Origin of the sequence: Pseudomonas kurunegalensis (genome assembly GCF_030291635.1) — a bacterium.
Taxonomy (GTDB): Bacteria; Pseudomonadota; Gammaproteobacteria; order Pseudomonadales; family Pseudomonadaceae; genus Aquipseudomonas; species Aquipseudomonas monteilii.
The window spans coordinates 4,851,701-4,873,734 of the sequence record NZ_CP127871.1 but is presented as its reverse complement, the minus strand read 5'-3'; the positions used below and the strand labels follow the sequence as shown (position 1 = coordinate 4,873,734).

Here is a 22,034-nt window from a genome sequence, read left to right as displayed (position 1 = left end):
TAGTAAGCGCGCAGGCGCCATGCAAGGTCCCAGGTCGGTTTATTTGCCAGCGCTGCCTCAAACGTTGAAGTGGTCTGCCAACGTCTCGGAAAAGTGCGTGCAATTGATGCGCGCATAGCGCCGGTAGTCACGGGTAACGGCGAACGCCGAGCCGGGCATCAGCAGGATCTTGTTTTGTTCCAGTTTGCGCACCAGGGGTTGCAGGTCTGGCAGGTCCGGGTGGTAGACCCAGAGGAACATCCCCCCTTGCGGGGCGATTTCAAACTGCCAGCCTCGCTCGATCAGAAGCCGCTGGGTCTGGACCTGCTGCCTGATCAGGCGCTGCTGCACATCATTCATGTGCCGGGCATAGGTGCCATCCGACAATATGGTGTTGACGAAGCGTTCGCAAAACGCCGGGACGGCAACACAGGTCAGCAGTTTCAGGCGTGTCAGCGGTTCGATCAGGTCTTGTGAGCAGGCGATGAAACCCACGCGTAGCGATGCTGACAGGCATTTGGAGAAACTGCCGATGTAGATGACCCGGTCAAGGTTGTCCAGCTCGGCAAAGGTCTGGCGTACGGCCGGGCTGAAGTCGCCATACACATCGTCCTCGACCACGAAGAACTCGTGCTCTACCGCCAGGCGCAGGACGCTGAAGGCGTTGTGCGGGCTGATGTTGCTGCCGGTAGGGTTGTGGAAGGTGCTGTTGCAGAAAAATGCCTTGACCTTGTGCCTGGCCAGGTAGGTTTTCATCTCTTCCACGTCTGGCCCGTCCTGGGTTCGCCGTATGCCGACAACGTGCCCGCCCGCCAGCTGGATCAGCTTGATCAGGTTGCCGTTACCCGGCTCGTCGACGAAAACGTGGTCGCCCGGCTTGATCAGCAGCCGCGCAACCAGGTCCAGGCCTTGTGTGGCGCCCAGTGTGGTCAGCAACTGGTTGGGGCGAACATCGACACGGGTCAGCCGTTTCATGTGTACGCACAGCTGTTTGCGCATGGGCAGGTAGCCCTGGATGTCGCCGTATTCGGCCAGCGAGCTTTGCTCCAGCCGCGCCGTGCGGCGAATGGCCTTGGCCAGCAACTCGGTGTCACGCCAGGCAGGGGGGAGCCAGCCGCTGCCCAGCTTGGTGTAGTGCTGGCCGCCTTGCAGCAGCTTGAAGAGCGGGTCGCCCGCCATGCACTCGGGCTCGTGGATCACACTGGTTTGCCGTGACCGGGTCGCGACGAAGTAGCCCCTGCCTGGTGAAGCCGTCAACACACCTTCGCTGACCAGCTGGGCGTAGGCCGAAACAACGTCGTGGTAGCTGAAGTCGACCGCAGCCGTCAGTTTCCGGATGGAGGGCATGCGCTGCCCGGGCAGCCACTCCCCTGCATCCAGGCGTTGTCTTAACTGGTGATGAAGGCTGCTGGTGTTCATGGCAGGTCTCAAACCGTTAGAAAAAAAAGCCTAACAGTTAACGGAAATGCTTGTCGACTGTTCGTTTGCAAATGGCCAGTACCTGCCACTATTCCCTTGTCGGAAGTGTTGGTTGCCCGCAAAGGCAGCCCCTGAAGCGTCTGTTCAACCAGACAACTGGATATCGAGCCCATGCACTCTATGGATATGCAATCAGCCGTCATTGCCAGGCTACCTGTGCCTGATGAACCGGAAACATTCAAGGTTGTAAGGAACCTTGTTACATCGGCGCTATTGGAGTGTTGTTCAGTTGATGAATTCGAAGCGTTTAAAGAAACTGCGGTTATTCAGTGTGTCACCGAACAAGCCCATGCCGATTTGCAGGCCTTTGCCCTGAAAGATCCGGCAGCTGGCCGCGACCTGGTATTCATTGCAAGAACGTACACCTCTTATTCTGCCGTTCTGCATTATCGGCTCGCCCACTGGATCTACAACAATACCGCTGCTGCCTATGGCGCCGGCGGTCAATGCCTGGCGGCCATGATCTCCAGGCGCGGCAAAATGCTCTCCGGGGCCGAGATCCACTTCCGTAGCCGTATTGGCGCACGCTTCATCATCGATCACGGCATGGGCACCGTCATAGGCGAAACCTCGACCATTGGTGACGATTGCTACGTGCTGGGCGGCGTCACCCTGGGCGCCCGCGGTATCAGCGGCAACCCTTCAAGCCCCAGGCACCCGACCTTGGGCAACCGGGTACAAATCGGCGCGTTCGCCAGTGTGCTGGGCGCTATCCACGTCGGTGACGGCGCATTTATCGGGCCGGGCTGCATTATTACCAAAGATGTTCCCGCTGCTGCCCGGGTACAGGTTAAAACATCATTGCAGGTGGTACTGGAACCATGAACGCTCTGAACTATGAAGTTTTACGCAATACCGAAAAGCTGTATTACAAAGACCAGTACCTGGCCGGCGTTGATACGCAAGTAACACGCGTGCACAGTGATGGCATTGAATTGCAGAGTACCGTGGCTTATCCGGAAGGCGGCGGCCAGGAAGCAGACTTCGGCACCATTGAATTACCTGTGGGAACTGTGCGCTTTGTCTGGGTGAAAAAACTGTATGGCAGCCCGATTCGCCTCGAAGGTTTCAAAGGCGGAAAACTGGGCGGCATCATTATTCACAGTCTGCACCCTGATGACCTGCACTTGCTGGATGACGTCACGCCAGGCATGCCGGCCCGCATCACCATCGATATTGAACGGCGCGAACGGCTGACGCTGTCTCACAGTGCCAGTCACTTTCTGTATGCCGCTGCTATCGGGCTGCGTGAAGAGCTGCAGCAATGGACCATCGGCTGCCACATCAAAGAGGATTCGGCACGTTTCGACTTCCTGGTCGAGGACGCTTTCACGGCCGAAGAGGTGGTTGAAATAGAGCGGCGGGCCAACGACCTGATCGGCTGCGATGCACCCATCGAGCACTACGCGGTCGAGGGCCTGGAAGACGCACGTTTGTGGACCTACAACGGCATCGAAATTCCGTGCGGTGGCACACACCTCGATTCACCAGGGCGTATCGGGCGCCTGAGCGTCAGGCGCAAACGCCTGGGCAAAGGTAAGGAACGGCTGATCTGCGCGTTTCCCGATGCCGAAATCGACCTGTCCACCTACCACGGGCACGCACTATGAACAGCACGTTACCGCGGCGCACGTACCTGTATTTCACCGCACAGTCGATCAACCTGACCACAGCGGTCATGTCCGTGACCATGGCCGCCATTGTCGGCGCGGCGCTGGCGCCTGATGCCGCGTGGTCCACGGTGCCGTACGGGTTTCAGTTTCTGAGCCTGATGCTGGCAACCTACCCGGTCTCCAGGCTGATGAGCCGCATCGGCCGCAAAAAGGCCTTCATGCTGGGCGCCATTCCTCTGGCATTGTCGGGTGTCAGCGGCTTTCTGGCGGTGGAGCACCAGCATTTTGCAACGCTGGTCCTTAGCCATTCTGCGTTGGGTGTGTATATCGCCTTCGCCAACTTCAACCGCTTCGCGGCCACCGACAATCTGTCTCAGGCCCTGAAACCCAAAGCCCTTTCGCTGGTTGTGGCGGGGGGCGTCATCGCCGCGGTGGTCGGGCCGACGCTCACCGAGTGGCTGCGTGATGTTGGCGGCTATCCACTGTTTTCGCTGTGTTATGCCGCGTTTGTCGGCCTGGCGCTGCTGTCACTGCTGATTGCCCTTTGCCTGCCAGACGATGGCGGTGTGACCCGCACGGTCAACAGCGCCGCCCAGTCGGCCCGCCCACGTACCGAGCCGTTAAGCCCGAGTGTGGTGGTGGCAATGGGCGTTGCTGCACTGAGCTACGGGATCATGAACCTGCTGATGATCCAGGCCTCGATGCACATGAAGCACATGCACGAGGACTTCTCGGACGTACGCCTGGCGATCCAGTGGCATGTGATTGCCATGTTTGCCCCGTCGTTCTTCACCGGTGCAATTATCCAGCGGTTGGGTATCAGGACCACCATTTGCGCGGGCCTGGCCCTGCTGATCGGCTGCTCGGCCCTGAATATCTGGTCGCACAGCTACGCCATGATGACCTTGGCACTGATTGCCCTCGGGCTGGGTTGGAACCTGACGTATGTAGGCGGCGGCGCCTTGCTGGCCCAGTCGCTGCAGAACAGCCCGGCAGCGATGCAGATGCAGGGCAAGAACGACCTGGCCATTGCCATCTTCGCCACCCTCGGCGCGTTCAGCCCTTCGCTGTTGCTGAGCACGGTCGGCTGGGATGGCACCAACGCCATCTGCATGGCCCTGTGCATCGGGCTGCTGGTTGCCACTGCCGGCCTGCTGCAGAACAAGGCCTGCCTGCATACTTCAATGGAAGGTAGCCGCAAATGAGCGAGCTCATCAGTGTCAGCGATCGCATCTACACCAAGCTGGAAATGAACAACCCGGGAGGAAGCCACAAATACCGGGCGGCCCGGCGCATCGTCGAGCATGCCGTGCGCAATGGCGACATCATTCCCGGTGTGACAACCGTCATCGAGAAAACCGGTGGCAGTTTCGGCTTCGGCTTGCTGGCGGCCTGTCACCAGTACCAGGTTGCGGTGGAGCTGGCGGTCGGGCTGAGCTTCAGCCAGACCAAGCGGGATTTGCTCGAGTGTTTCGGCGCCCGGCTGATCGGCAAGGAAATGCTGATGGCCGGTGCCACCCCCAAGGATGTGGTCATGCACCACCTGGATAACCAGGCCGCGTTGGGCAAGTCATACTTCTATACCGACCAGTTCAACAACCCGGTGGGTATCGAAGCCCACCGTTACCAGACGGCCAGCGAGCTGGCCGTGCAACTGACCAACGCCGGGGCAGGGCGGGAAGTCCTGTTTGTTGGCTGTGCGGGTACGGGTGCAAGCTTCACGGGCATTACGCTGGGGCTGAAAGATCACGGTTTCGAAGTGTCGACGGTGTTGGTCGACCCCAGCGGGTGCGACTCAAGGGCGGGTGTGTTTGCCGACCACCGCTTCGAAGGGATGGCGGTTGGGGTTTGCCCGCCCTTCATGGACTGGTCGCTGGTGGACGAGCGGGCCCAGGTGCAACACGCAGAGATGCTGGCTGCGCAGCGCTGGTTCTACATGCAAAGTGGCATTTTCGTGGGCAATACCGCTGCCGCCTGCCTGGCCGTTGCTCAGCGCATGGCCCAGCACCCGCGGTATGCCGGGACCACTGTGGTGACCATCGCCTATGACGCCGGCCTGTGGTACCAGGACCTGCTGGGGGCGAGCCGGCGCAAGGCCGCCTAGGCCAAGGCCCTCAGCAGGGGGCAACGTCAGATCAGGCGCCGTGGCACTTCTTGAACTTCTTCTCGCTACCGCATGGGCACGGGTCGTTACGGCCAACGTCCTTCAGGGCGTTACGTACCGGCTCCTGGTGGCCGTGGTTGCAGTGCGGGCCGTGAACATGGCCATGGTCATGGTGGTGATCATGGTCGTGGTTGCAGTCAGGGCCATGAACGTGGGGTTGTTGGGACATTGCAGGGTTACTCCGGGATGTGATCGCCGGGGATTATCTCACCACTGCGCGATAAGTGCAGGTCCCGATGGATAAGCAGCCCGGTCGCCAGTTCGCCCTGCAGGGTGTAATGCAGCGGTTGCTTGCTTCTGAGCAGCTTGGCCAGCGGCTTGAGGTGCTGCCACAGGTTGGTACGCGCGGTGATCTTGAAGGTACGCCGGGCATGCCCGCCCACGCTGCGCCATACGCTGGTTTCATCCTGCACCAGCAGCAGGTCGTTCAGGCGTACGGCATACGACAGGTTGCGGATGAACAGGCGGCTGTCATTGGGGTTGTCGACTTGCAGGTGCAGCACGAATTCCTGCTCCAGCAACCTGGCCTTGACCGTTTCGACCTCGACCAGGCGCACCTCGGGTTCGCGCCAGTCTTCACCGCCCCAACTGCTGCAGCCCGCCAGCCATGCCATCAGTGTACCGAGCAGCAGCAGACGGGCGCGGGCGTTCATGTTCAGCTCCCGACGTAACTGGCACAGCATTTCTTGAACTTCTGCCCGCTGGCGCAGGGGCAGGGGTCGTTGCGCCCGGCCTTCAACCCGACCGTAGGGTCGATGAAGTACCAACGCCCGGCATGCTGGACGAACGCCGAGCGTTCACGGTGCTGGTGGTCGCCCTCCTGGTCGTGCCAGCGTGCGGTGAAGGTGACAAAGCCGTGTTCCGGTTGGCCACCGAGTACTTCGGCGCTTTCTACCTCCAGGCCCAGCCAGGTGCTCTGGGCGCTCCAGGCGGCCATGGCGGCACGGTCCAGGTCGGCTTGTTGGGCGGGCAAAGTGGTGGCCACCAGGTAGTCGACCAGGCCCAGTACGTAGGCACTGTAGCGTGAGCGCATCAGCGCCTGGGCATCGGGTGCCGGGGTGCCGGCATGGTAATGCCCACAGCAGGCGTCAAGCAGGTTGCCACTGCCACAAGGGCAGACCGAGACACTCATCATCACCACCAGTACTTGCCGAAGTTTTCAGGGTTGGCCCAGAACCTGGCGTTGAGCCAGTCCGGGACCTGCTTGTAGTCATGTAGATCATAGGTGAACAGGCTCAATACCTGCTGGTCACGGCAGAATTTCTCGCTGGCCGACAGGGCCAGGGCGAAAAAGTCGGTGTCTTGCCAGCCGCAGGCGGCCAGGTCGGCCAGCACGGCAACCCGGCTGGCATTGAGGTTGCGGATGCCGCCGAGCAGTTCCAGGCCCGTGCGTTTGGGCAGGTGCTCCAGGCAGTCCACCAGCACCGCCAGGTCAAAGCGCTGGGCCGCAAGCTCGGCCGGAAGCGGGCCGGGGGCCGCTGTGGCGATGGTCACCTGCGGGTGTGCCGCGGCGAAGGCGTCGAGCGCCGGGAAGCGTGTGCCCACCAGCAGCAGGCGTTGCGGGGTGAAACGCTCCAGCAGGGCTGCCAAAGCCTGCTGCGGCGTACGTTGGGAGAAACCTTCGGTCATTGCCAATCCTCGTTCAAGTCGTCCAAGACTAGCGGGCCGCAGCCTGCGGGCAAAGAGGCATGTGACCGCGTCGTGGCTTATTGCTGGCAGGGTTGGAATGCGCGGTCTTTACTCCCAGAGATCGGCCTTATGCCGATTCCCCCTAGGAGAAGCAATGAAATGAGCATAGTACGCACAGCGATACCCCTGGTACTGCTCACCAGTGTGTTGACTGGTTGTGCAGGTTTGCAAAAAACCGACTGGCCGAAATGTGCCGCCGTCGGGGGTGTAGGCGGCGCCGCATTGGGCGCTATTGAAAGTTCCAGCTGGGCTGGCTGGGGCGCGTTGCTGGGCGGTGGCCTGGCGGCGGGTTACTGCTGGGCCCATGGAGATGGCGACGAGGATGGCGACGGCGTGCCGGACAGCCGTGACAAGTGCCCTGGCACCCCGCGTGGGGTGCAGGTCGATGCCAACGGGTGCCCGCCTGAGCCGGCAGCCGTGGTCGAGGAAGTGGTGGTGCAGAAAGAAGAGGTCATCGTCATTCGCGATGTGCACTTCGAATTCGACTCTGCGAAGCTGACCGCCCGCGACAAAGAGCGCCTCAACACCATTGCCACGCGCCTCAAACAGGAAGCGCCATCCGCCCGCCTGAGTGTCAGCGGCCACACCGACAGTGTCGGTTCCGACAGCTACAACCAGAAACTGTCCGAACGTCGTGCCCACTCGGTGACCGATTACCTGGTCGAGAGCGGCGTACCGCGCAGCAGCTTCGTTTCGGTGGTCGGTGCCGGTGAAACCCAACCGGTGGCTGACAATGCCACGGCCGAAGGGCGTGCGATGAACCGTCGTACCGAGATCAAGATCCAGCGGTAACACGGCATGCGCCCGTGCCTTGAGCAGTGGCACGGGCGCGTCTTGATGCCGGTCAGCCGTTTGTGGCCAATGACACAGGAGCATTCAGCATGAGTGTGACGTCGAAGGCGGCATTGCCGCTGTTGGTGGCTGCCAGCCTGCTCGCAGGCTGCGCTACTCACAGTGATGGCAGCGCGCCCCTCAACCAAAGGACCTGGCCCATCTGCAGCCTGTTGGGCGGCCTGGTCGGTGGCGGCCTGGGCGCTATCGAAAGTTCTGCCTGGGCCGCAGGTGGCGGCGCCCTGGGCGCCATTACCGGGGGGCTGATCTGCTACGCCCAGGACGGTGACGAAGATGGCGACGGTATTTTCGACCGCCGCGATCGTTGCCCCGACACCCCAGCCAACACGGCGGTCGACCACATGGGGTGCCCGTTGAAGGTGTATCCGGCAGCTCCCCCTGCTACCGCACCCGAACCTGCACCTGAGGTCATCATCCTGGATGACAACGGCGCGGTGATGTTCGCCTTCGATTCCGCCGACCTGACCCCGGCGGCCCAGCAACGGCTGCAAGGCCTGGTGGCGAAGCTCAATTCACCGACGGTAGCCAAGGTCGCCGTGATCGGGCATACCGACAGCGTGGGCTCCGACACCTACAATCAGGCGCTTTCCGAGCGCCGTGCCAGCAGTGTTGCCGAGTACCTCATCAGCCAGGGCCTGGAGCCCGGCAAGGTCACCAGCCAAGGGCGTGGGGAAAGCGAGCCGGTCACCGACAACGAAACCGAGGAGGGCCGCGCGCGCAACCGACGGGTGGAGCTTCACCTCAACTGAGCGGTGCTGGCGCCTGCCTTGGCATTGCAGTTAATGTGGGTCGCACGGCCCGCTCGATCGGGCCGTCTCGACATAACAACAATCGATAGGGGCGGGGTATGAAGTTCATCCTGGGCCTGGGCAAGGTCCTGACGGTCGCTTTCTGGGGTGTGGTGTTGTTCAATCAGCTGTTGCCACAACCTTTGCCCTTCAATCTGCTGATCAATGCCGCTGGTATCTTCCTGTTCGGCCTGCACCTGCTCGAAGTGCTGTTCTTCAATGGCAGCTTGCGTGGGCGCAGCCACCGCTGGTTCGACCGATTGCAGATCCTGTTGACGGGTATCTTCCATGTCATGTCCATTCCCCGTGCGCAGGAGGCGCCGCGAAATGCGTAATCTGATGTTGCTGGCCATGTTGGCCACTCCCCTGGCTCAGGCCGAAAGCCTGGAAGTCGCCGCCAATTCCATGCTGCGCCTGCCCGACAAGTCGGCCAGCGTGCACCTCACGCACTTGCGTGTCGCTGATTCGGCAACCCTGCTGCTGCCTGCCTCGCTTGCGGAATTGAAGGTCGATCAGCTGGAGCTGGGGCGTGATGCGCGTATCGCCATTGCACCTTCCGATAGCCCGTTGCTGATCGAGGCGCGCAGCGCCAGGTTGGGCGAAGGCAGTGAATTCAGTGCCCCAGGGGCTGCCGGTAGCTACCAGCGGGCAGCCCGCTCGGGCCGCAGTCTGGACCTGAAACTGGCTGAGCTGGATGCCGAGCGGGTGGCGATCGATGCCCGTGGCGGCGCCGGTGCGCCGGGGTACGTGGGGCTTGATGGTGCCAATGGCCAGGCAGGTGGTTGCACATGGGGCCAGGCCAGTCGCGGTGCCAATGGCGATAATGGCGGCAACGGGCACGACGGTGCTCCGGGTGGGCGCATTCGTCTGAGCCTGCCGCAAGGGTTCCCGCAGGAGCACGTTGTGGTGCGCCTGGATGGCGGCGCACCGGGCAAGGCCGGGGCGGCAGGCAAGGCGGGTAAAGGCGGGGCGAGTAAAGGTTGCCTTGTGTACAGCACCGACGCCGGGGCCAATGGCCGGCCGGGACAGCCGGGCCAACCTGGGTTGGCGGGTGCCGCGGGTGAGCTGATCTTGCAGCGGCTCTGAACCACGCCGCGCCCCCCTGTAGGAGCGGCCTTGTGTCGCGATGGGCTGCGCAGCAGCACCAGCAATTTGTGTGGAAACGCTGAAACCTGGGGCTGCTGCGCAGCCCATCGCGACACAAGGCCGCTCCTACAGGGACCGCGTAGAGCCTGTCAGAACATCAGCCGCGAACTGGCCACGGCGACCACAGCCAGCCCCAGCAGCAGATTGATCCCCACCATCCGCCGAATCCGCCCGAGTACTGCCGCACCCGTCGGCCAGTCCTCGGCTTGCACCGCTGCCTTCAGCTCGGGCAACAGCAACGCCTGAATGCGCATGAACAAGGCAAACATGGCGATCCCGCCGCCGATCATCACCTGCACGTACTTTGGCGCAGTCTCGAAGCCACTGAAGCGCATGTGCAACATGCCGATACCACTTATCGCCAAAATCGCCACGGCCACCCAGACCCAGCCGAAGAAGCGTCGGAAAACTTCCACCCACAGGCGCAGCCGCGCAGGGCCCTCAAGGGCTGCAACCGTTGCCGGGCGCAGCACCAGCCAGGCGAAGAACATGCCGCCGACCCATACCAGGGCAGCCAGGACATGCAGTGTGTAGGGCAGGGCAAAGGCAAGCATCCGGATCTCCATGCGGCATAATAGGCAATAGCGGGGTATGATAGCCGCCCCGTGTGAAACACTGAAAATATATCCAGCCCTTCGGGCGCCTGCAGACCATGATCAGCAACGAACTCAAAGCCACCATCCAGGGCGCCTATTCGCGTTTTCTCGAAGCCAAGAGCCTCAAGCCGCGCTATGGCCAGCGCCTGATGATCGCCGAAGTGGCCAGGGTGCTTGGCGACATCGCCTGCGACGATGAAGGCCGCCGTGCCGGCGAGCCTGCCGTGGTGGCGGTCGAGGCGGGCACCGGTACCGGCAAGACCGTGGCCTACAGCCTGGCAGCCATCCCGGCCGCCAAGGCCGCCGGCAAGCGCCTGGTGATCGCCACCGCGACCGTGGCCCTGCAGGAGCAGATCGTTTTCAAGGACCTGCCCGACCTGATGCGCAACAGCGGGCTCAACTTCAGCTTCGCCCTGGCCAAGGGCCGTGGCCGCTACCTGTGCCTGTCCAAGCTCGACATCCTGCTGCAGGAAGGCCATGCCCAGTCGGCCACCGCCCAGCTGTTCGAGGAGGAAGGCTTCCGCATCGAAGTCGACGAGCGCAGCCAGAAGCTGTTCAACAGCATGATCGAGAAGCTCGCTGGCAACCGCTGGGACGGTGACCGTGACAGTTGGCCCGAGGCCCTGGAAGACCAGGACTGGGCACGGCTGACCACCGACCACAGCCAGTGCACAGGCCGCCACTGCCCGAACTTCCAGCAGTGCGTGTTCTACAAGGCCCGCGAAGGCATGGGCAAGGTCGACGTGATCGTCACCAACCACGACATGGTGCTGGCCGACCTGGCCCTGGGCGGTGGCGCAGTGTTGCCCGACCCGCGCGATACCCTGTATGTGTTCGACGAAGGCCATCACCTGCCAGACAAGGCCATCGGCCATTTCGCCCATTATTCGCGCCTGCGCTCCACTGCCGACTGGCTGGAACAGACCGCCAAGAACCTGACCAAACTGTTGGCTCAGCACCCGCTGCCCGGTGACCTTGGCAAGTACATCGAGCAGGTGCCGGAGCTGGCGCGGGAAGTGCGGACCCAACAGCAGTTCATGTTCACCCTGTGCGAGCAGGTGGCAGACTTCCGCCCCAGCGAGGATACCGAAGGCCGCGAACGCCCGCGTTACCGCTTCGAGGGCGGTGTGGTGCCAGAGCAGATCCGCGAAGTGGGTATCGAACTGAAAAAGGGCTTTGCCCGTCTCAACGACCTGTTCACCCGCCTGGCCGACCTGCTCAAGGAGGGCATGGATGGCGAGGTCAATATCGGCATCGCCAGCCATCAGGCCGAAGAGTGGTACCCGCTGTTTGGCAGCCTGGTCACCCGTGCCCAGGGCAACTGGGAACTGTGGACGGCCTTTACCGCCGAGGACCCGGAAGACAGCCCGCCCATGGCTCGCTGGCTGACGCTGGCCGAGAGTGGTGCACTGTTCGACATCGAAGTCAACGCCAGCCCCATCCTCGCCGCCGAGATGCTCCGCCGCAGCCTGTGGAGCGTTGCCCACGGCGCACTGGTCACGTCGGCGACGTTGACCGCGCTGGGCAAGTTCGATCGCTTCCGCATGCGCTCGGGGTTGCCGCGCGATGCCGTCACCTGCGTGGTGCCCAGCCCGTTCGTGCATGGCGATGCCGGCCTGCTGCGGGTCCCCGACCTGCAGGCCGACCCCCGCGATGCGGCGGCACATACGGCGGCGATCATCCGTGAGCTGCCAAACATCGTCGAGGATGCCCGTGGCGCGCTGGTGCTGTTCTCGTCACGCAAGCAAATGCAGGATGTGTTCGACGGCCTGGACCGTGACTGGCGCAAGCTGGTGCTGATCCAGGGCAACCTGTCCAAGCAGGAAACCCTGAACAAGCACAAGGCGCGGGTCGATGATGGCCAGCACAGCGTGTTGTTCGGCCTGGCCAGCTTTGCCGAAGGTGTCGACCTGCCAGGTGCGTACTGCGAGCATGTGGTCATCGCCAAAATACCTTTCTCCGTGCCCGACGACCCGGTGGAAGCCGCTTTGTCGGAGTGGATCGAGGCTCGCGGTGGCAACCCGTTCATGGAAATTGCCGTACCCGACGCCTCGTTGAAGTTGATCCAGGCCTGTGGCCGTCTGCTGCGTACCGAGCAGGATCGCGGCGTCATCACCTTGCTTGACCGGCGCCTGGTCACCCAGCGCTACGGCAAGGCTATTCTCAATGCGCTGCCGCCGTTCCGGCGGGAGATTTCCTGACCGCCGGAGCACTTGCTCCGGCGCGTTGTCCATTACTCAGTCTTGGGCCATGACGGCCCTGAAGGAGAGCCCCAGCCTTATGGTCCGCCGTACCCTGCCCGCCGTTTTCGCCCTGTTGTTCAGCTCGCCCTTGCTGGCCGGGCAGCAGACGCTGTTCAGCTTCGTGCGCCCGGCCTCGGTGGTCAACGTGGCGACCGAAGATGCAGGCATGCCGCAGTACAACGCGGAGCAAACGGCCGAGGGCGAGGTGCTGCGACGTGTGGTGTTCAACCCGGCCCCGCGACCGACCTTGCGCCTGAGCCCGCAAGGCGGGGTGTGGGACTGGTCTGCAGGGCAATTTCTCACCTTGCGCCTGCAAAGTGCCATGGACTGGGCACTGACTGTTGATGTTACGGTGCAAGGCAGCGATGGCCGCACCTTGACCAGCCGCATCGACCTGCCGGCCGGCCCTGCGCAAACCGTGATGGTGCCACTGACAGCCAGCTCGCCGTTGAGCCAGGGCATGCGCGCCGGCCCTCCCATGCCCTGGAACCACGGCGGCCAGCGCCTGCTACTGACCAGCAGCGCTGGCGCGGTTGACCTCAAGCAGGTGACCTCGGTCAGCCTGAGCATCCCCAACCCCAAGGTGGCCCAGAACCTGCTGATCGAACGGGTGGGCATCCAGGATGACGACCAGGCCTACCAGGCGGCCTACCACGAGCTGATCGATGCCTACGGCCAGTCCACCCGCGCCAACTGGCCAGAGAAGGTCGCCAATGACGATCAACTCAAGGCGGCCGATAAGCGCGAGCAGCAACAGCTCAAGGGCTGGCTGGCTGAGCGTGACAAGCAGCAACTGGACAGCTACGGCGGGCTTGTTGCCGGGCCGGCGTTCGAGGCCAAAGGGTTTTTCCGTACCGAAAAGCGTGATGGCCGCTGGTACCTGGTAACGCCCGAGGGGCACCCGTTCTATTCCCTGGGGGTGAATGCGATAGCTGCAGATGGCGGGCGTACTTACGTCGCCGGCCGTGAAGGCATGTTCAAGGCATTGCCGGGTGAGGGCGAGGCATTGGCGGCATTCTATGGCGAAGGCAACAACGACGATGGCAATGCCTCGTCGCAAGGGCGCAATTTCAAGCAAGGGCGCTGGTTCGACTTCTATGCTGCCAACCTGCAGCGTACCTACGGTAAACCCTGCCCGCCGGCCCTGGAAGGGCAGCCAGCCAACTGCCCGCCGCTGGTACTGGATGCTGCCCGCTGGCAGGCGCATGCGCTCGACCGGTTGCAGGCCTGGGGGTTCAACACGATCGGCAACTGGAGCGAGCCTGCCCTGGGCCAGGCCAAGCGGATGCCCTACACCTTGCCGCTGTCGATCGTGGGAGACTACGCCAGCATCAGCACCGGCATGGACTGGTGGGGCAGTATGCCCGACCCGTTCGACCCACGTTTTGCCATGGCTACAGAGCGCGCCGTGGCCATTGCCGCCCGCGATCACCGCGACGACCCTTGGCTGATCGGCTACTTCGCCGACAACGAGTTGGCGTGGGCTGCCCCCGGTAACGACCCCAAAGCCCGCTATGGCCTGGCCTATGGCACCTTGCGCCTGACCACCGACGTGCCGGCCAAACGCGCCTTCCTCAAGCAGTTGCGCGACAAGTACCGTAACCAGGAGGGGCTGTCCAAGGCCTGGGGCATCGAACTGACCGCCTGGGAGCTGATGGAAGACCCGGGCTTCGAGGCACCGTTGCCCAACCCGGAACACCCGGAAATCGAGCGCGACTACCAGCACTTCCAGCAGGTGTTTGCCGAGACTTACTTCAAGACCATTGCCGACTCATTGAAATGGCATGCCCCCAATCACCTGCTGCTGGGGGGCCGCTATGCGGTCAGCACGCCGGAGGCGGTCAAGGCCTGTGCCGAATTCTGCGATGTGCTCAGCTTCAACTTCTATACCCTCAAGCCGCAGGACGGCTACGACTTCGCGCGCCTGGCCGAGCTCGACAAGCCGGTGCTGGTGTCCGAGTTCCAGTTCGGTTCGCGCGATCGCGGGCCGTTCTGGCCAGGGCCGCTGGAGGTGGCGCGGGAAGAGGACCGTGGCCCGGCCTATGGCAACTTCCTCAAGGCGGCCCTGGCGCAGCCGATGATCGTGGGTGCCCACTGGTTCCAGTACCTCGATCAGCCGGCTAGCGGCCGCCTGCTCGACGGCGAGAATGGGCACCTGGGGCTGGTCGCGATTACGGATATGCCCTACCCAGGGTTTGTCGACGCGGTGCGCAAGAGCAACCTGCAGGCCGTGAGCCAACTGCGTACCCAGCTGGAAAAGCCGGCGCCTTGAGTGCAGGTTACCGTTCGTCGCGACCATTTGGCCCAAGCCAGTTTGCAAAACACCCAACTACTGAAACAATGCACACCTTTTTTGAACATGGTCGTACGGGGTACAGCGGGTGCAGATCCAGGGTCACTATGAGCTGAAGTTCGAAGCCGTGCGCGAAGCCTTTGCCGCGCTGTTCGATGATCCCCAGGAGCGTGGCGCCGCGCTGTGCATCCAGGTGGGGGGCGAAACCGTCATCGACCTGTGGGCCGGCAGCGCCGACAAGGACGGGCAACAGGTCTGGCACAGCGACACCATCGCCAACCTGTTCTCCTGTACCAAGACCTTCACTGCCGTCACTGCCCTGCAACTGGTGGGCGAGGGCAAGTTGGCCCTCGATGCGCCAGTGGCCAACTACTGGCCCGAGTTTGCCCAAGCGGGTAAACAGTCGATCACCCTGCGCCAACTGCTTAGCCACCGTGCCGGCCTGCCTGCCATCCGTGAACTGCTGCCAGCCGAAGCCCTGTATGACTGGCAGGCCATGGTGGATGCCCTGGCGGCCGAGACACCTTGGTGGGCTCCAGGTACGGAACACGGCTATGCGGCCATCACCTACGGCTGGCTGATCGGCGAACTGATCCGTCGTGCCGATGGCCGTGGCCCTGGCGACTCGATCGTGGCCCGTACCGCCCGCCCGCTTGGGCTGGACTTCCATGTTGGCCTGGCAGATGAAGAGTTCCACCGCGTGGCGCATATCGCCCGTGGCAAGGGCAACCCCGGGGATGCCGCCGCGCAGCGCCTGTTGCAGGTGACCATGCGTGAGCCCGAGGCGTTGTCGACCCGCGCCTTCACCAACCCGCCAGCAATCCTGACCAGCACCAACAAGCCGGAATGGCGGCGCATGCAGCAGCCGGCGGCCAATGGCCATGGCAATGCACGCAGCCTGGCGGGTTTCTATGCCGGGCTGCTGGACGGCAGCCTGCTCGAGTCCGAACTGCTCGATGAACTGACCCGTGAACACAGCCTGGGCCAGGACCGTACCTTGCTCACCCAGACCCGTTTCGGCCTCGGCTGTATGCTCGACCAGCCCGATGTGGCCAATGCCACCTTCGGCCTCGGCGCACGTGCCTTTGGCCACCCCGGTGCCGGTGGCTCGGTCGGTTTTGCCGACCCGGAGCACGATGTGGCGTTCGGCTTCGTGGTCAATACCCTCGGCCCTTATGTGCTGATGGACCCACGAGCCCAGAAGCTGGTGCGTGTCCTTGCCAGTTGCCTTTGATCGGGTAATGCGGGTATTGCCCCAGCCCTTTGACTATCCTCAATGCCAACGCCTTATGTGTGTGGGCAAAATTTCTTTTAATTTCATGGTGTATCGCTGATGTCTTCACATAAAACCTTAGCACTCGCCCTGTGCCTGACCGCCGTTACCGGCTGTGCCAGCCACTCTCCGGAAGGCTCCAAGGCAGGTGGCTCCAGCTGGTGGCCTTTCGGTTCGGACAAGGTCGCCGAGCAGGAAGTGAAGGCAGCCGTCACTGAAAACGTGGCCAAAGCCGATGCCAAGTCTGAAAGCGCCAGCCGCTGGTGGTGGCCGTTCGGTGGTGATGACAAGCAAGCCAAAGGGCCTGTGGTGCCGAAGATCGACCAGAAGGCCACCCAGGCCTGGCTGGACGAGTACGAGCCCAAGCTGCGCGAAGCCATCAAGGACAGCAAGCTGGAGCTGGAGCGTCGCGACAATGTGCTCGCGGTAACCCTGCCGGTAGACAGCTCGTACAACCCTGACCGCCCGAACATGCTGCTGCCCATGACGCTCGGCCCGATCACCCGAGTGGCCAAGGCCGTCGAAGGTGACCCGAAAACTGCCGTGCTGGTGCTCGGCCACGCCGACAGCAGCGGTGTTGCAGCTGCCAACCAGAAGCTCAGCCTTGAGCGCGCCGCGTCGGTATCGGCCATTTTCCGCCTCAGCGGCCTGCAGCGTGACCGCCTGACCCTCAAGGGCATGGGCTCGGTGATGCCACGTGCCGCCAACGACAGCGCCGAAGGCCGTTCCCTGAACCGCCGTGTTGAAATGTTGCTGACCCCGCAGAACACCATGGTCGCACTGCTGGCCAAATACCAGCAGGCCGGCCCGGCACCTGCGCCGGCTTCGATGGTTGCGGTTCAGGATGCCAAGGCACCGGCTGCCAAGGCCGCCGACAGCAAGCCAGCAGCGAAGAAGCCAGTGGCGAAAAAACCAGCAGCCAAGGCCAAGACTCCAGCCAAGACCACCGCCAAGAAGAAAGCCGCGCCGGCCAAGCCAGCCGCCAAGAAAGCTACCACTGACAAGAAAGTAGCTGCCAACAGCCCTGCGAAGACCAACTGATCGTCAAGGAACGCAGCAATGACCCAATCCCTGGCCGATATGCGCCGCGACTACACCCGTGATGGCCTGGCCGAAGCCCAGGCTCCGGGTGAGCCGTTCGCCCTGTTTCACCAGTGGTTTGCCGATGCGGTGAAAACCGAGCAGGTACCGGTGGAAGCCAATGCCATGACCCTGGCCACTGTCGACGGCGAAGGCCGCCCGCATTGCCGTGTGCTGCTGCTGAAGGGGCTCGACACGCGTGGTTTTACCTTCTTCACCAACTACGACAGCGCCAAGGGCCAGCAGCTGCAAGCCAACCCCTTTGCAGCCATGACCTTCTTCTGGCCGGCGCTGGAGCGCCAGGTGCGCATTGAGGGGCGGGTGGAAAAGGTCACGGCCAAGGAGTCGGACGACTACTACCAGGTGCGCCCGCTGGGCAGCCGCCTGGGGGCCTGGGCTTCGCCGCAGAGCCGGGTGATTGCCGGGCGTGAAGAACTGGAGGGGCTGGTCAAGGCGACTGAGGCACGCTTCTCGGACACCCAGCCACATTGCCCTGAGCATTGGGGGGGGTACCGTTTGCTGCCTGAGCGCATCGAGTTCTGGCAGGGCCGGGCGAGCCGCCTGCATGACCGGCTGAACTATCGGCTGGTTGATGGGCAATGGCAGCGCGAGCGTCTGGCACCCTGAGAATTTGGGGCTGCGTTGCAGCCCATCGCGACACAAGGCCGCTCCTACAGGAGATCGTGTATCCAGCAACTGGCGCGTTCCCTTGTAGGAGCGGCCTTGTGTCGCGATGGGCCGCAACGCGGCCCCGGCGATAGATCAGGCTACCCCGAATACCCCGCCGCCTCACGCTCCAACCATCTCCCCAGCTGTTTACGCCCCACCTTCTCCCGCCGCGCCTGCGCCAACCTTTCCAGCATATATGCGCGCTTCCCCGCATCCGCCCCCGCCAATGACAACGCCAGGTCACGGTCCATCCAGCGGCGCATGCGCACATACAACCACCCGTGAAAATACAGCCCTGCAACGGTGGTGACCACGACGATGAAGTAATCCATGGCTATCCTTGGTCTCACTTGAAAGGCCTTCGACACAGCCCGGCAGGCTGTCCCCCGGCTGAATGAAAACAATTTTATTACGTTTGTACCGTGACAGCCGTCAATGTGCAGCGTCTAATGAGCACCTGACTTATGGAGACTTTACCCATGCGTAAATCCGCTTTGCTGGTGGCGACTTTTACCACCATGTCGCTGCTGCTGGGGGGCTGTGCCTCGAGCCTGACCGGTGATAGCTACTCCCGTGACGAAGCCCGCCGCGTGCAAACCGTGCGCATGGGCACCATCGAATCCCTGCGCCCGGTCAAGATCGAGGGTACCAAGACCCCGATCGGTGGTGGCGCTGGCGCCATCGTGGGTGGCGTTGCCGGTAGTGCCGTAGGCGGTGGTCGTGGCAGCATCGTGGCAGCTGTGATCGGTGCTGTTGCCGGCGGCCTGGCCGGGTCCGCTGCCGAGGAAGGCCTGACGCGCACCCAAGGCGTCGAGATCACCGTACGTGAGGACGATGGCAGCATGCGCGCCTACGTTCAGGCCGTGCAGGAGAATGAAATCTTCCGCGTGGGCGACCGTGTACGCATCATGACCGTTGACGGTACCAGCCGCGTTTCGCACTGACCGTAGCGCAGTAAAACAAAACCCCGACATGGCGCTTGCCAGTCGGGGTTTTTTAATGCCTGTCAGGGCCTCTTCGCGGGTAAACCCGCTCCCACAGGTACAGCACAGCTTTAAAATGTTGTGCGATCCCTGGACTGCCCCCGAAAAGTTGGACAGTTTCAGCTAGCAGCCGCAGCATGGGTCCTGTATTTCACAGGGCCATGCCATTGAGCTTTAGCTTGATGCGGTCATGGTTGTAGTAGTGGATGTACTCATCCAGACCAGCTTTCAGTTCTTCAACGCTCTCGAAGCGCTTCGGGTAGAAAAACTCGGACTTAAGCGTACCAAAAAAGCTCTCCATAGCCGCATTATCCAGGCAGTTTCCTTTGCGTGACATGCTCTGCTTCAGCCCTTGCTCTGCCAGCTTGTGGCGGTACTGCGAGTGTTGGTAGTGCCAGCCTTGATCTGAGTGAAGCACCAGTTTCGGCTTGTTTCCCAGGCGCTCGAAGGCCTTGTCCAGCATGTTGGTAACCAGCCCAAGGCACGGCCTGCTGGCCACTTCGTAGGCCACGATTTCGGCGTTGTACAAGTCCATCACAGGGGAGAGATAGATCTTTTCCTGAGCCACTTTGAACTCGGTAACATCGGTCACCCACTTCTGATTCGGGCGCTGCGCGAGGAAGTTTCGCTCCAGCAGGTTGGGCGCGATGGTGCCGACAACCCCCTTGTACGACCGGTACTTTTTTGGCCGTACTAGTGAGCGAAGATCAAGCTCGACCATCAAACGCTCCACCACCTTCTTGTTAACCAAGGTGCCGCCATTGCGGATCACGATTGCAACGCGCCGGTAACCGTATAGCCCTTTTTCCTCGTGATAGACACGCTGAATCATCTGCTTCAGAGCAGCATGCTTGTCAGGTTTGGCCTGCGCTTGAAGCTGGTAATAAAACGTACTGCGTGGCAGATCCGCCAACTGTAGAACGGCGGCCAAGGGAAACCGGTCCTTGAGCGCCGAGACGATCAGGGCTTTTTGGGCTGCCTTCGTTCCTGCTTCTTCAGTTCTTCCAGCTTTTTTAGGTAGGCGTTCTCCATGCGCAGCCACTCAAGCTCGGCCAGCAACTGGTCGCGGCTTTTCTCTGTGTCATCGGAAGTCGTAGGTTTGATGGGATAAGGCTTTTTCGGCATGGCAGCAGGTTTTCTTTTCTTGGGAGCAGGCAGTGCAGGGTCACCACTGTAGTGTTGCCGCGCCCAAATGCCTACCTGCGAGGACTGGCCGAGACCGAAATGGGCGGCGGTCTGACGCAAGGAAAGCTGATGCTTGTGCATGTACTCAAGGACTGAGCACTTGTAGGTCGCACTGTACCGCTGGCCTATTTTGCGCAGACTGAACTGTCCATGTTTCTGGAAGCTTGAGACCCAGCGCCGCAGCAGGCTGAAATCCACGGAAAATCGGCGGGCTACTGTTCGGAAGCCTTCACCACTCTCCAAGTAAGCCTGAACGGCAGTAAGCTTGAATTGGTCTGAATACTTGCTCATGTGGACACCCCAAGAAATTGGATTGGTGTCCAACTTCTTGGGGGCAGTCCACCCTGTGGGAGCGGGTTTACCCGCGAAAGGGCCGTTACTGGCGATACAAAATTACAGGCCGAGCATATCCCGCGCCACCGCCTCGGCAATGCGGATGCCATCGACACCCGCCGACAGAATCCCGCCCGCATACCCGGCCCCTTCACCCGCCGGGAACAGCCCCTTCAGGTTCAGGCTCTGGTAATCCTCACCCCGGGTAATGCGCAGTGGCGACGAAGTGCGCGTCTCGATCCCGGTCAATACGGCATCGTGCAGGTTGTAGCCCTTGATCTGCCGGTCGAACGCTGGCAACGCTTCACGAATTGCTTCGATGGCAAAGTCCGGCAGGCTTGGCGCCAGGTCGCCCAGGGTCACGCCCGGCTTGTAGGACGGCTCGACACTGCCCAGGGCGGTCGAGGGCCGGCCAGCTACAAAGTCGCCTACCAATTGCGCAGGTGCCTGGTAGTTGCTGCCCCCCATCACATAGGCATGGGCTTCCAGGCGCTCTTGCAGTTCGATGCCGGCCAGCGGGCCACCCGGATAATCTCGCTCCGGGTCGATGCCGACGACGATGCCGGAGTTGGCGTTGCGCTCGTTCCGCGAGTACTGGCTCATGCCGTTGGTCACCACCCGGCCCGGCTCGCTGGTAGCCGCAACCACGGTGCCGCCCGGGCACATGCAGAAGCTGTACACCGAACGGCCGTTCTTGGCGTGGTACACCAGCTTGTAGTCGGCAGCGCCCAGTTTCGGGTGGCCGGCGTACTTGCCCAGGCGCGCCTTGTCGATCAGCGTTTGCGGGTGCTCGATACGGAAACCGACCGAGAATGGCTTGGCTTCCATGTACACGCCTTTGGCGTGCAGCATGCGGAAGGTGTCGCGGGCGCTGTGGCCCAGCGCCAGGACCACATGGCGCGAATGCAGCTGCTCGCCGCTCTCCAGCACCACGCCGGTCAGCTGGCCGTCTTCGACCAACAGGTCGGTCACCTTCTGCTGGAAGCGTACTTCGGCACCCAGGGCGATCATGTCCTGACGCATCTGCTCGACCATGCCGGTGAGGCGGAAGGTACCGATGTGCGGTTTGTTGATGTACAGGATCTCGTCGGGCGCGCCGGCCTTGACGAACTCTTCCAGCACTTTGCGGCCGTGGTGCTGCGGGTCCTTGATCTGGCTGTACAGCTTGCCGTCAGAGAAGGTGCCGGCGCCGCCTTCGCCGAACTGCACATTGGACTCGGGGTTGAGTACGCTTTTGCGCCACAGGCCCCAGGTGTCCTTGGTGCGCTGGCGTACTTCCTTGCCACGTTCAAGGATGATCGGCTTGAAGCCCATCTGTGCCAGCAGCAGGCCGGCGAAGATGCCGCAGGGGCCGAAACCGACCACGATCGGGCGTTCTTGCAGGCCTGCCGGGGCCTGGCCGACGAACTTGTAGGTGACGTCCGGCGCCGGGCCGATGTTGTGATCGTCGGCGAACTTGCTGAGCAGTTCGGCTTCGTTGCTGGCTTCCAGGTCGATGGTGTAGATGAACAGCAGTTCGCTGTTCTTCTTGCGCGCATCGTAGCTGCGCTTGAACAGGTTGAAGCTGAGCAGTTGCTCGTCGCGGATGCCCAGGCGCTGGACGATGGCTTCACGCAGGGCTTCGTCGGGATGGTCCAGGGGTAGCTTCAGTTCGGTGATTCGTAGCATG

The 22,034-nt window shown here is 62.3% G+C and carries 22 protein-coding genes and 1 pseudogene; 14 read left to right on the top strand and 9 right to left on the bottom strand.

Annotated features, from left to right (window positions below):
• Positions 1-57: 57 nt before the first annotated feature.
• Entirely contained in the window at positions 58-1,398 is a 1,341-nt protein-coding gene (locus tag QQ992_RS22275) for an aminotransferase-like domain-containing protein (protein ID WP_286111058.1), read from the bottom strand.
• Between the two features lie 171 nt (positions 1,399-1,569).
• Here QQ992_RS22275 and QQ992_RS22270 point away from each other — a divergent pair, with 171 nt between their 5' ends.
• From QQ992_RS22270 to QQ992_RS22255, 4 genes are read left to right on the top strand one after another with little or no spacing between them, the layout of a single operon-like run.
• Positions 1,570-2,283 (top strand): serine O-acetyltransferase, encoded by a 714-nt coding sequence (locus QQ992_RS22270; protein WP_286111057.1) that lies wholly within the window; start codon positions 1,570-1,572, stop codon positions 2,281-2,283.
• Positions 2,280-3,068, top strand: a complete 789-nt coding sequence (locus QQ992_RS22265) for an alanyl-tRNA editing protein (RefSeq protein ID WP_119368979.1) — start codon at positions 2,280-2,282, stop codon at positions 3,066-3,068. The genes QQ992_RS22270 and QQ992_RS22265 overlap by 4 nt, the downstream gene beginning before the upstream one ends.
• Positions 3,065-4,276, top strand: a complete 1,212-nt coding sequence (locus QQ992_RS22260; RefSeq protein WP_286111055.1) for an MFS transporter — start codon at positions 3,065-3,067, stop codon at positions 4,274-4,276. Before QQ992_RS22265 ends, QQ992_RS22260 begins: the two co-directional genes overlap by 4 nt.
• Complete coding sequence (locus tag QQ992_RS22255; protein WP_119368981.1) at positions 4,273-5,175, top strand: pyridoxal-phosphate dependent enzyme; 903 nt, start codon at positions 4,273-4,275, stop codon at positions 5,173-5,175. Before QQ992_RS22260 ends, QQ992_RS22255 begins: the two co-directional genes overlap by 4 nt.
• 31 nt (positions 5,176-5,206) lie before the next feature.
• Here QQ992_RS22255 and QQ992_RS22250 read toward each other — a convergent pair whose 3' ends face one another.
• Genes QQ992_RS22250 through QQ992_RS22235 form a run of 4 tightly spaced genes read right to left on the bottom strand, consistent with a single transcriptional unit; the run spans position 5,207 to position 6,864 of the window.
• Complete coding sequence (locus QQ992_RS22250; RefSeq protein ID WP_009684590.1) at positions 5,207-5,404, bottom strand: SEC-C metal-binding domain-containing protein; 198 nt, start codon at positions 5,402-5,404, stop codon at positions 5,207-5,209.
• 7 nt (positions 5,405-5,411) lie between these two features.
• Positions 5,412-5,888, bottom strand: coding sequence for an LEA/WHy family protein (locus QQ992_RS22245; protein ID WP_019096575.1), 477 nt, complete (start codon positions 5,886-5,888; stop codon positions 5,412-5,414).
• A gap of 2 nt (positions 5,889-5,890) precedes the next feature.
• Positions 5,891-6,367, bottom strand: a complete 477-nt coding sequence (locus QQ992_RS22240; RefSeq protein WP_025754557.1) for a YchJ family protein — start codon at positions 6,365-6,367, stop codon at positions 5,891-5,893.
• Between the two features lie 2 nt (positions 6,368-6,369).
• Complete coding sequence (locus QQ992_RS22235) at positions 6,370-6,864, bottom strand: DUF6231 family protein (RefSeq protein WP_286111054.1); 495 nt, start codon at positions 6,862-6,864, stop codon at positions 6,370-6,372.
• A gap of 159 nt (positions 6,865-7,023) precedes the next feature.
• On the opposite strand from QQ992_RS22235, the gene QQ992_RS22230 reads away from it, so the two are divergent.
• From QQ992_RS22230 to QQ992_RS22215, 4 genes are all read left to right on the top strand, one after another.
• Positions 7,024-7,716, top strand: a complete 693-nt coding sequence (locus QQ992_RS22230; protein ID WP_016713781.1) for a PA1041 family peptidoglycan-binding anchor lipoprotein — start codon at positions 7,024-7,026, stop codon at positions 7,714-7,716.
• Between the two features lie 89 nt (positions 7,717-7,805).
• Positions 7,806-8,525, top strand: a complete 720-nt coding sequence (locus tag QQ992_RS22225; RefSeq protein ID WP_198751026.1) for a PA1041 family peptidoglycan-binding anchor lipoprotein — start codon at positions 7,806-7,808, stop codon at positions 8,523-8,525.
• A gap of 98 nt (positions 8,526-8,623) precedes the next feature.
• Positions 8,624-8,899 carry a DUF1145 domain-containing protein gene (locus tag QQ992_RS22220; protein WP_016713783.1) on the top strand — a complete coding sequence of 92 codons (276 nt, stop codon included), beginning with the start codon at positions 8,624-8,626 and terminating at the stop codon, positions 8,897-8,899.
• On the top strand, positions 8,892-9,650 hold the full coding sequence (locus QQ992_RS22215; RefSeq protein WP_286111053.1) for a collagen-like protein: 759 nt from the start codon (positions 8,892-8,894) through the stop codon (positions 9,648-9,650). The genes QQ992_RS22220 and QQ992_RS22215 overlap by 8 nt, the downstream gene beginning before the upstream one ends.
• A 149-nt stretch (positions 9,651-9,799) precedes the next feature.
• On the opposite strand, the gene QQ992_RS22210 is transcribed toward QQ992_RS22215, so the two are convergent.
• A complete protein-coding gene (locus tag QQ992_RS22210; RefSeq protein WP_286111052.1) occupies positions 9,800-10,264 on the bottom strand; it encodes a CopD family protein in 465 nt (154 codons plus the stop codon).
• Positions 10,265-10,362: 98 nt separating this feature from the next.
• On the opposite strand from QQ992_RS22210, the gene dinG reads away from it, so the two are divergent.
• The 5 genes from dinG (at position 10,363) to pdxH (ending at position 17,822) form a co-directional block, all read left to right on the top strand.
• The gene (dinG, locus tag QQ992_RS22205) at positions 10,363-12,507 is read left to right on the top strand and encodes an ATP-dependent DNA helicase DinG (RefSeq protein ID WP_286111051.1); all 2,145 of its coding nucleotides are present in this window, start codon (positions 10,363-10,365) and stop codon (positions 12,505-12,507) included.
• Positions 12,508-12,586: 79 nt separating this feature from the next.
• Positions 12,587-14,821 (top strand): beta-galactosidase, encoded by a 2,235-nt coding sequence (locus tag QQ992_RS22200; protein ID WP_286111050.1) that lies wholly within the window; start codon positions 12,587-12,589, stop codon positions 14,819-14,821.
• A 109-nt stretch (positions 14,822-14,930) separates the two neighbouring features.
• Positions 14,931-16,076 (top strand): serine hydrolase domain-containing protein, encoded by a 1,146-nt coding sequence (locus QQ992_RS22195; RefSeq protein ID WP_286111049.1) that lies wholly within the window; start codon positions 14,931-14,933, stop codon positions 16,074-16,076.
• Positions 16,077-16,175: 99 nt separating this feature from the next.
• Positions 16,176-17,156: an OmpA family protein gene (locus tag QQ992_RS22190; protein WP_286111048.1), complete on the top strand. Its 981-nt coding sequence runs from the start codon at positions 16,176-16,178 to the stop codon at positions 17,154-17,156.
• An 18-nt stretch (positions 17,157-17,174) separates the two neighbouring features.
• Positions 17,175-17,822, top strand: a complete 648-nt coding sequence (gene pdxH / locus QQ992_RS22185; protein ID WP_016713790.1) for a pyridoxamine 5'-phosphate oxidase — start codon at positions 17,175-17,177, stop codon at positions 17,820-17,822.
• Between the two features lie 140 nt (positions 17,823-17,962).
• Here the strand turns inward: pdxH and QQ992_RS22180 are convergent, their stop codons facing one another.
• The gene (locus tag QQ992_RS22180) at positions 17,963-18,196 is read right to left on the bottom strand and encodes a hypothetical protein (protein ID WP_286111047.1); all 234 of its coding nucleotides are present in this window, start codon (positions 18,194-18,196) and stop codon (positions 17,963-17,965) included.
• 147 nt (positions 18,197-18,343) lie between these two features.
• On the opposite strand from QQ992_RS22180, the gene QQ992_RS22175 reads away from it, so the two are divergent.
• Positions 18,344-18,808 carry an outer membrane lipoprotein gene (locus QQ992_RS22175; protein WP_009684613.1) on the top strand — a complete coding sequence of 155 codons (465 nt, stop codon included), beginning with the start codon at positions 18,344-18,346 and terminating at the stop codon, positions 18,806-18,808.
• Positions 18,809-18,966: 158 nt separating this feature from the next.
• Here the strand turns inward: QQ992_RS22175 and QQ992_RS22170 are convergent.
• A pseudogene (locus QQ992_RS22170) lies at positions 18,967-20,323 on the bottom strand (IS3 family transposase).
• A gap of 102 nt (positions 20,324-20,425) precedes the next feature.
• The gene (locus tag QQ992_RS22165; RefSeq protein ID WP_119368993.1) at positions 20,426-22,033 is read right to left on the bottom strand and encodes an NAD(P)/FAD-dependent oxidoreductase; all 1,608 of its coding nucleotides are present in this window, start codon (positions 22,031-22,033) and stop codon (positions 20,426-20,428) included.
• Position 22,034 lies beyond the last annotated feature (1 nt).

What these genes read in the sequence shown, in the direction of transcription:
- QQ992_RS22275 (WP_286111058.1), bottom strand. Translation starts at nt 1,398, where the DNA reads ATGAACACCAGCAGCCTTCATCACCAGTTAAGACAACGCCTGGATGCA.
- QQ992_RS22270 (WP_286111057.1), top strand. Translation starts at nt 1,570, where the DNA reads ATGCACTCTATGGATATGCAATCAGCCGTCATTGCCAGGCTACCTGTG.
- QQ992_RS22265 (WP_119368979.1), top strand. Translation starts at nt 2,280, where the DNA reads ATGAACGCTCTGAACTATGAAGTTTTACGCAATACCGAAAAGCTGTAT.
- QQ992_RS22260 (WP_286111055.1), top strand. Translation starts at nt 3,065, where the DNA reads ATGAACAGCACGTTACCGCGGCGCACGTACCTGTATTTCACCGCACAG.
- QQ992_RS22255 (WP_119368981.1), top strand. Translation starts at nt 4,273, where the DNA reads ATGAGCGAGCTCATCAGTGTCAGCGATCGCATCTACACCAAGCTGGAA.
- QQ992_RS22250 (WP_009684590.1), bottom strand. Translation starts at nt 5,404, where the DNA reads ATGTCCCAACAACCCCACGTTCATGGCCCTGACTGCAACCACGACCAT.
- QQ992_RS22245 (WP_019096575.1), bottom strand. Translation starts at nt 5,888, where the DNA reads ATGAACGCCCGCGCCCGTCTGCTGCTGCTCGGTACACTGATGGCATGG.
- QQ992_RS22240 (WP_025754557.1), bottom strand. Translation starts at nt 6,367, where the DNA reads ATGAGTGTCTCGGTCTGCCCTTGTGGCAGTGGCAACCTGCTTGACGCC.
- QQ992_RS22235 (WP_286111054.1), bottom strand. Translation starts at nt 6,864, where the DNA reads ATGACCGAAGGTTTCTCCCAACGTACGCCGCAGCAGGCTTTGGCAGCC.
- QQ992_RS22230 (WP_016713781.1), top strand. Translation starts at nt 7,024, where the DNA reads ATGAGCATAGTACGCACAGCGATACCCCTGGTACTGCTCACCAGTGTG.
- QQ992_RS22225 (WP_198751026.1), top strand. Translation starts at nt 7,806, where the DNA reads ATGAGTGTGACGTCGAAGGCGGCATTGCCGCTGTTGGTGGCTGCCAGC.
- QQ992_RS22220 (WP_016713783.1), top strand. Translation starts at nt 8,624, where the DNA reads ATGAAGTTCATCCTGGGCCTGGGCAAGGTCCTGACGGTCGCTTTCTGG.
- QQ992_RS22215 (WP_286111053.1), top strand. Translation starts at nt 8,892, where the DNA reads ATGCGTAATCTGATGTTGCTGGCCATGTTGGCCACTCCCCTGGCTCAG.
- QQ992_RS22210 (WP_286111052.1), bottom strand. Translation starts at nt 10,264, where the DNA reads ATGCTTGCCTTTGCCCTGCCCTACACACTGCATGTCCTGGCTGCCCTG.
- dinG (WP_286111051.1), top strand. Translation starts at nt 10,363, where the DNA reads ATGATCAGCAACGAACTCAAAGCCACCATCCAGGGCGCCTATTCGCGT.
- QQ992_RS22200 (WP_286111050.1), top strand. Translation starts at nt 12,587, where the DNA reads ATGGTCCGCCGTACCCTGCCCGCCGTTTTCGCCCTGTTGTTCAGCTCG.
- QQ992_RS22190 (WP_286111048.1), top strand. Translation starts at nt 16,176, where the DNA reads ATGTCTTCACATAAAACCTTAGCACTCGCCCTGTGCCTGACCGCCGTT.
- pdxH (WP_016713790.1), top strand. Translation starts at nt 17,175, where the DNA reads ATGACCCAATCCCTGGCCGATATGCGCCGCGACTACACCCGTGATGGC.
- QQ992_RS22180 (WP_286111047.1), bottom strand. Translation starts at nt 18,196, where the DNA reads ATGGATTACTTCATCGTCGTGGTCACCACCGTTGCAGGGCTGTATTTT.
- QQ992_RS22175 (WP_009684613.1), top strand. Translation starts at nt 18,344, where the DNA reads ATGCGTAAATCCGCTTTGCTGGTGGCGACTTTTACCACCATGTCGCTG.
- QQ992_RS22165 (WP_119368993.1), bottom strand. Translation starts at nt 22,033, where the DNA reads ATGCTACGAATCACCGAACTGAAGCTACCCCTGGACCATCCCGACGAA.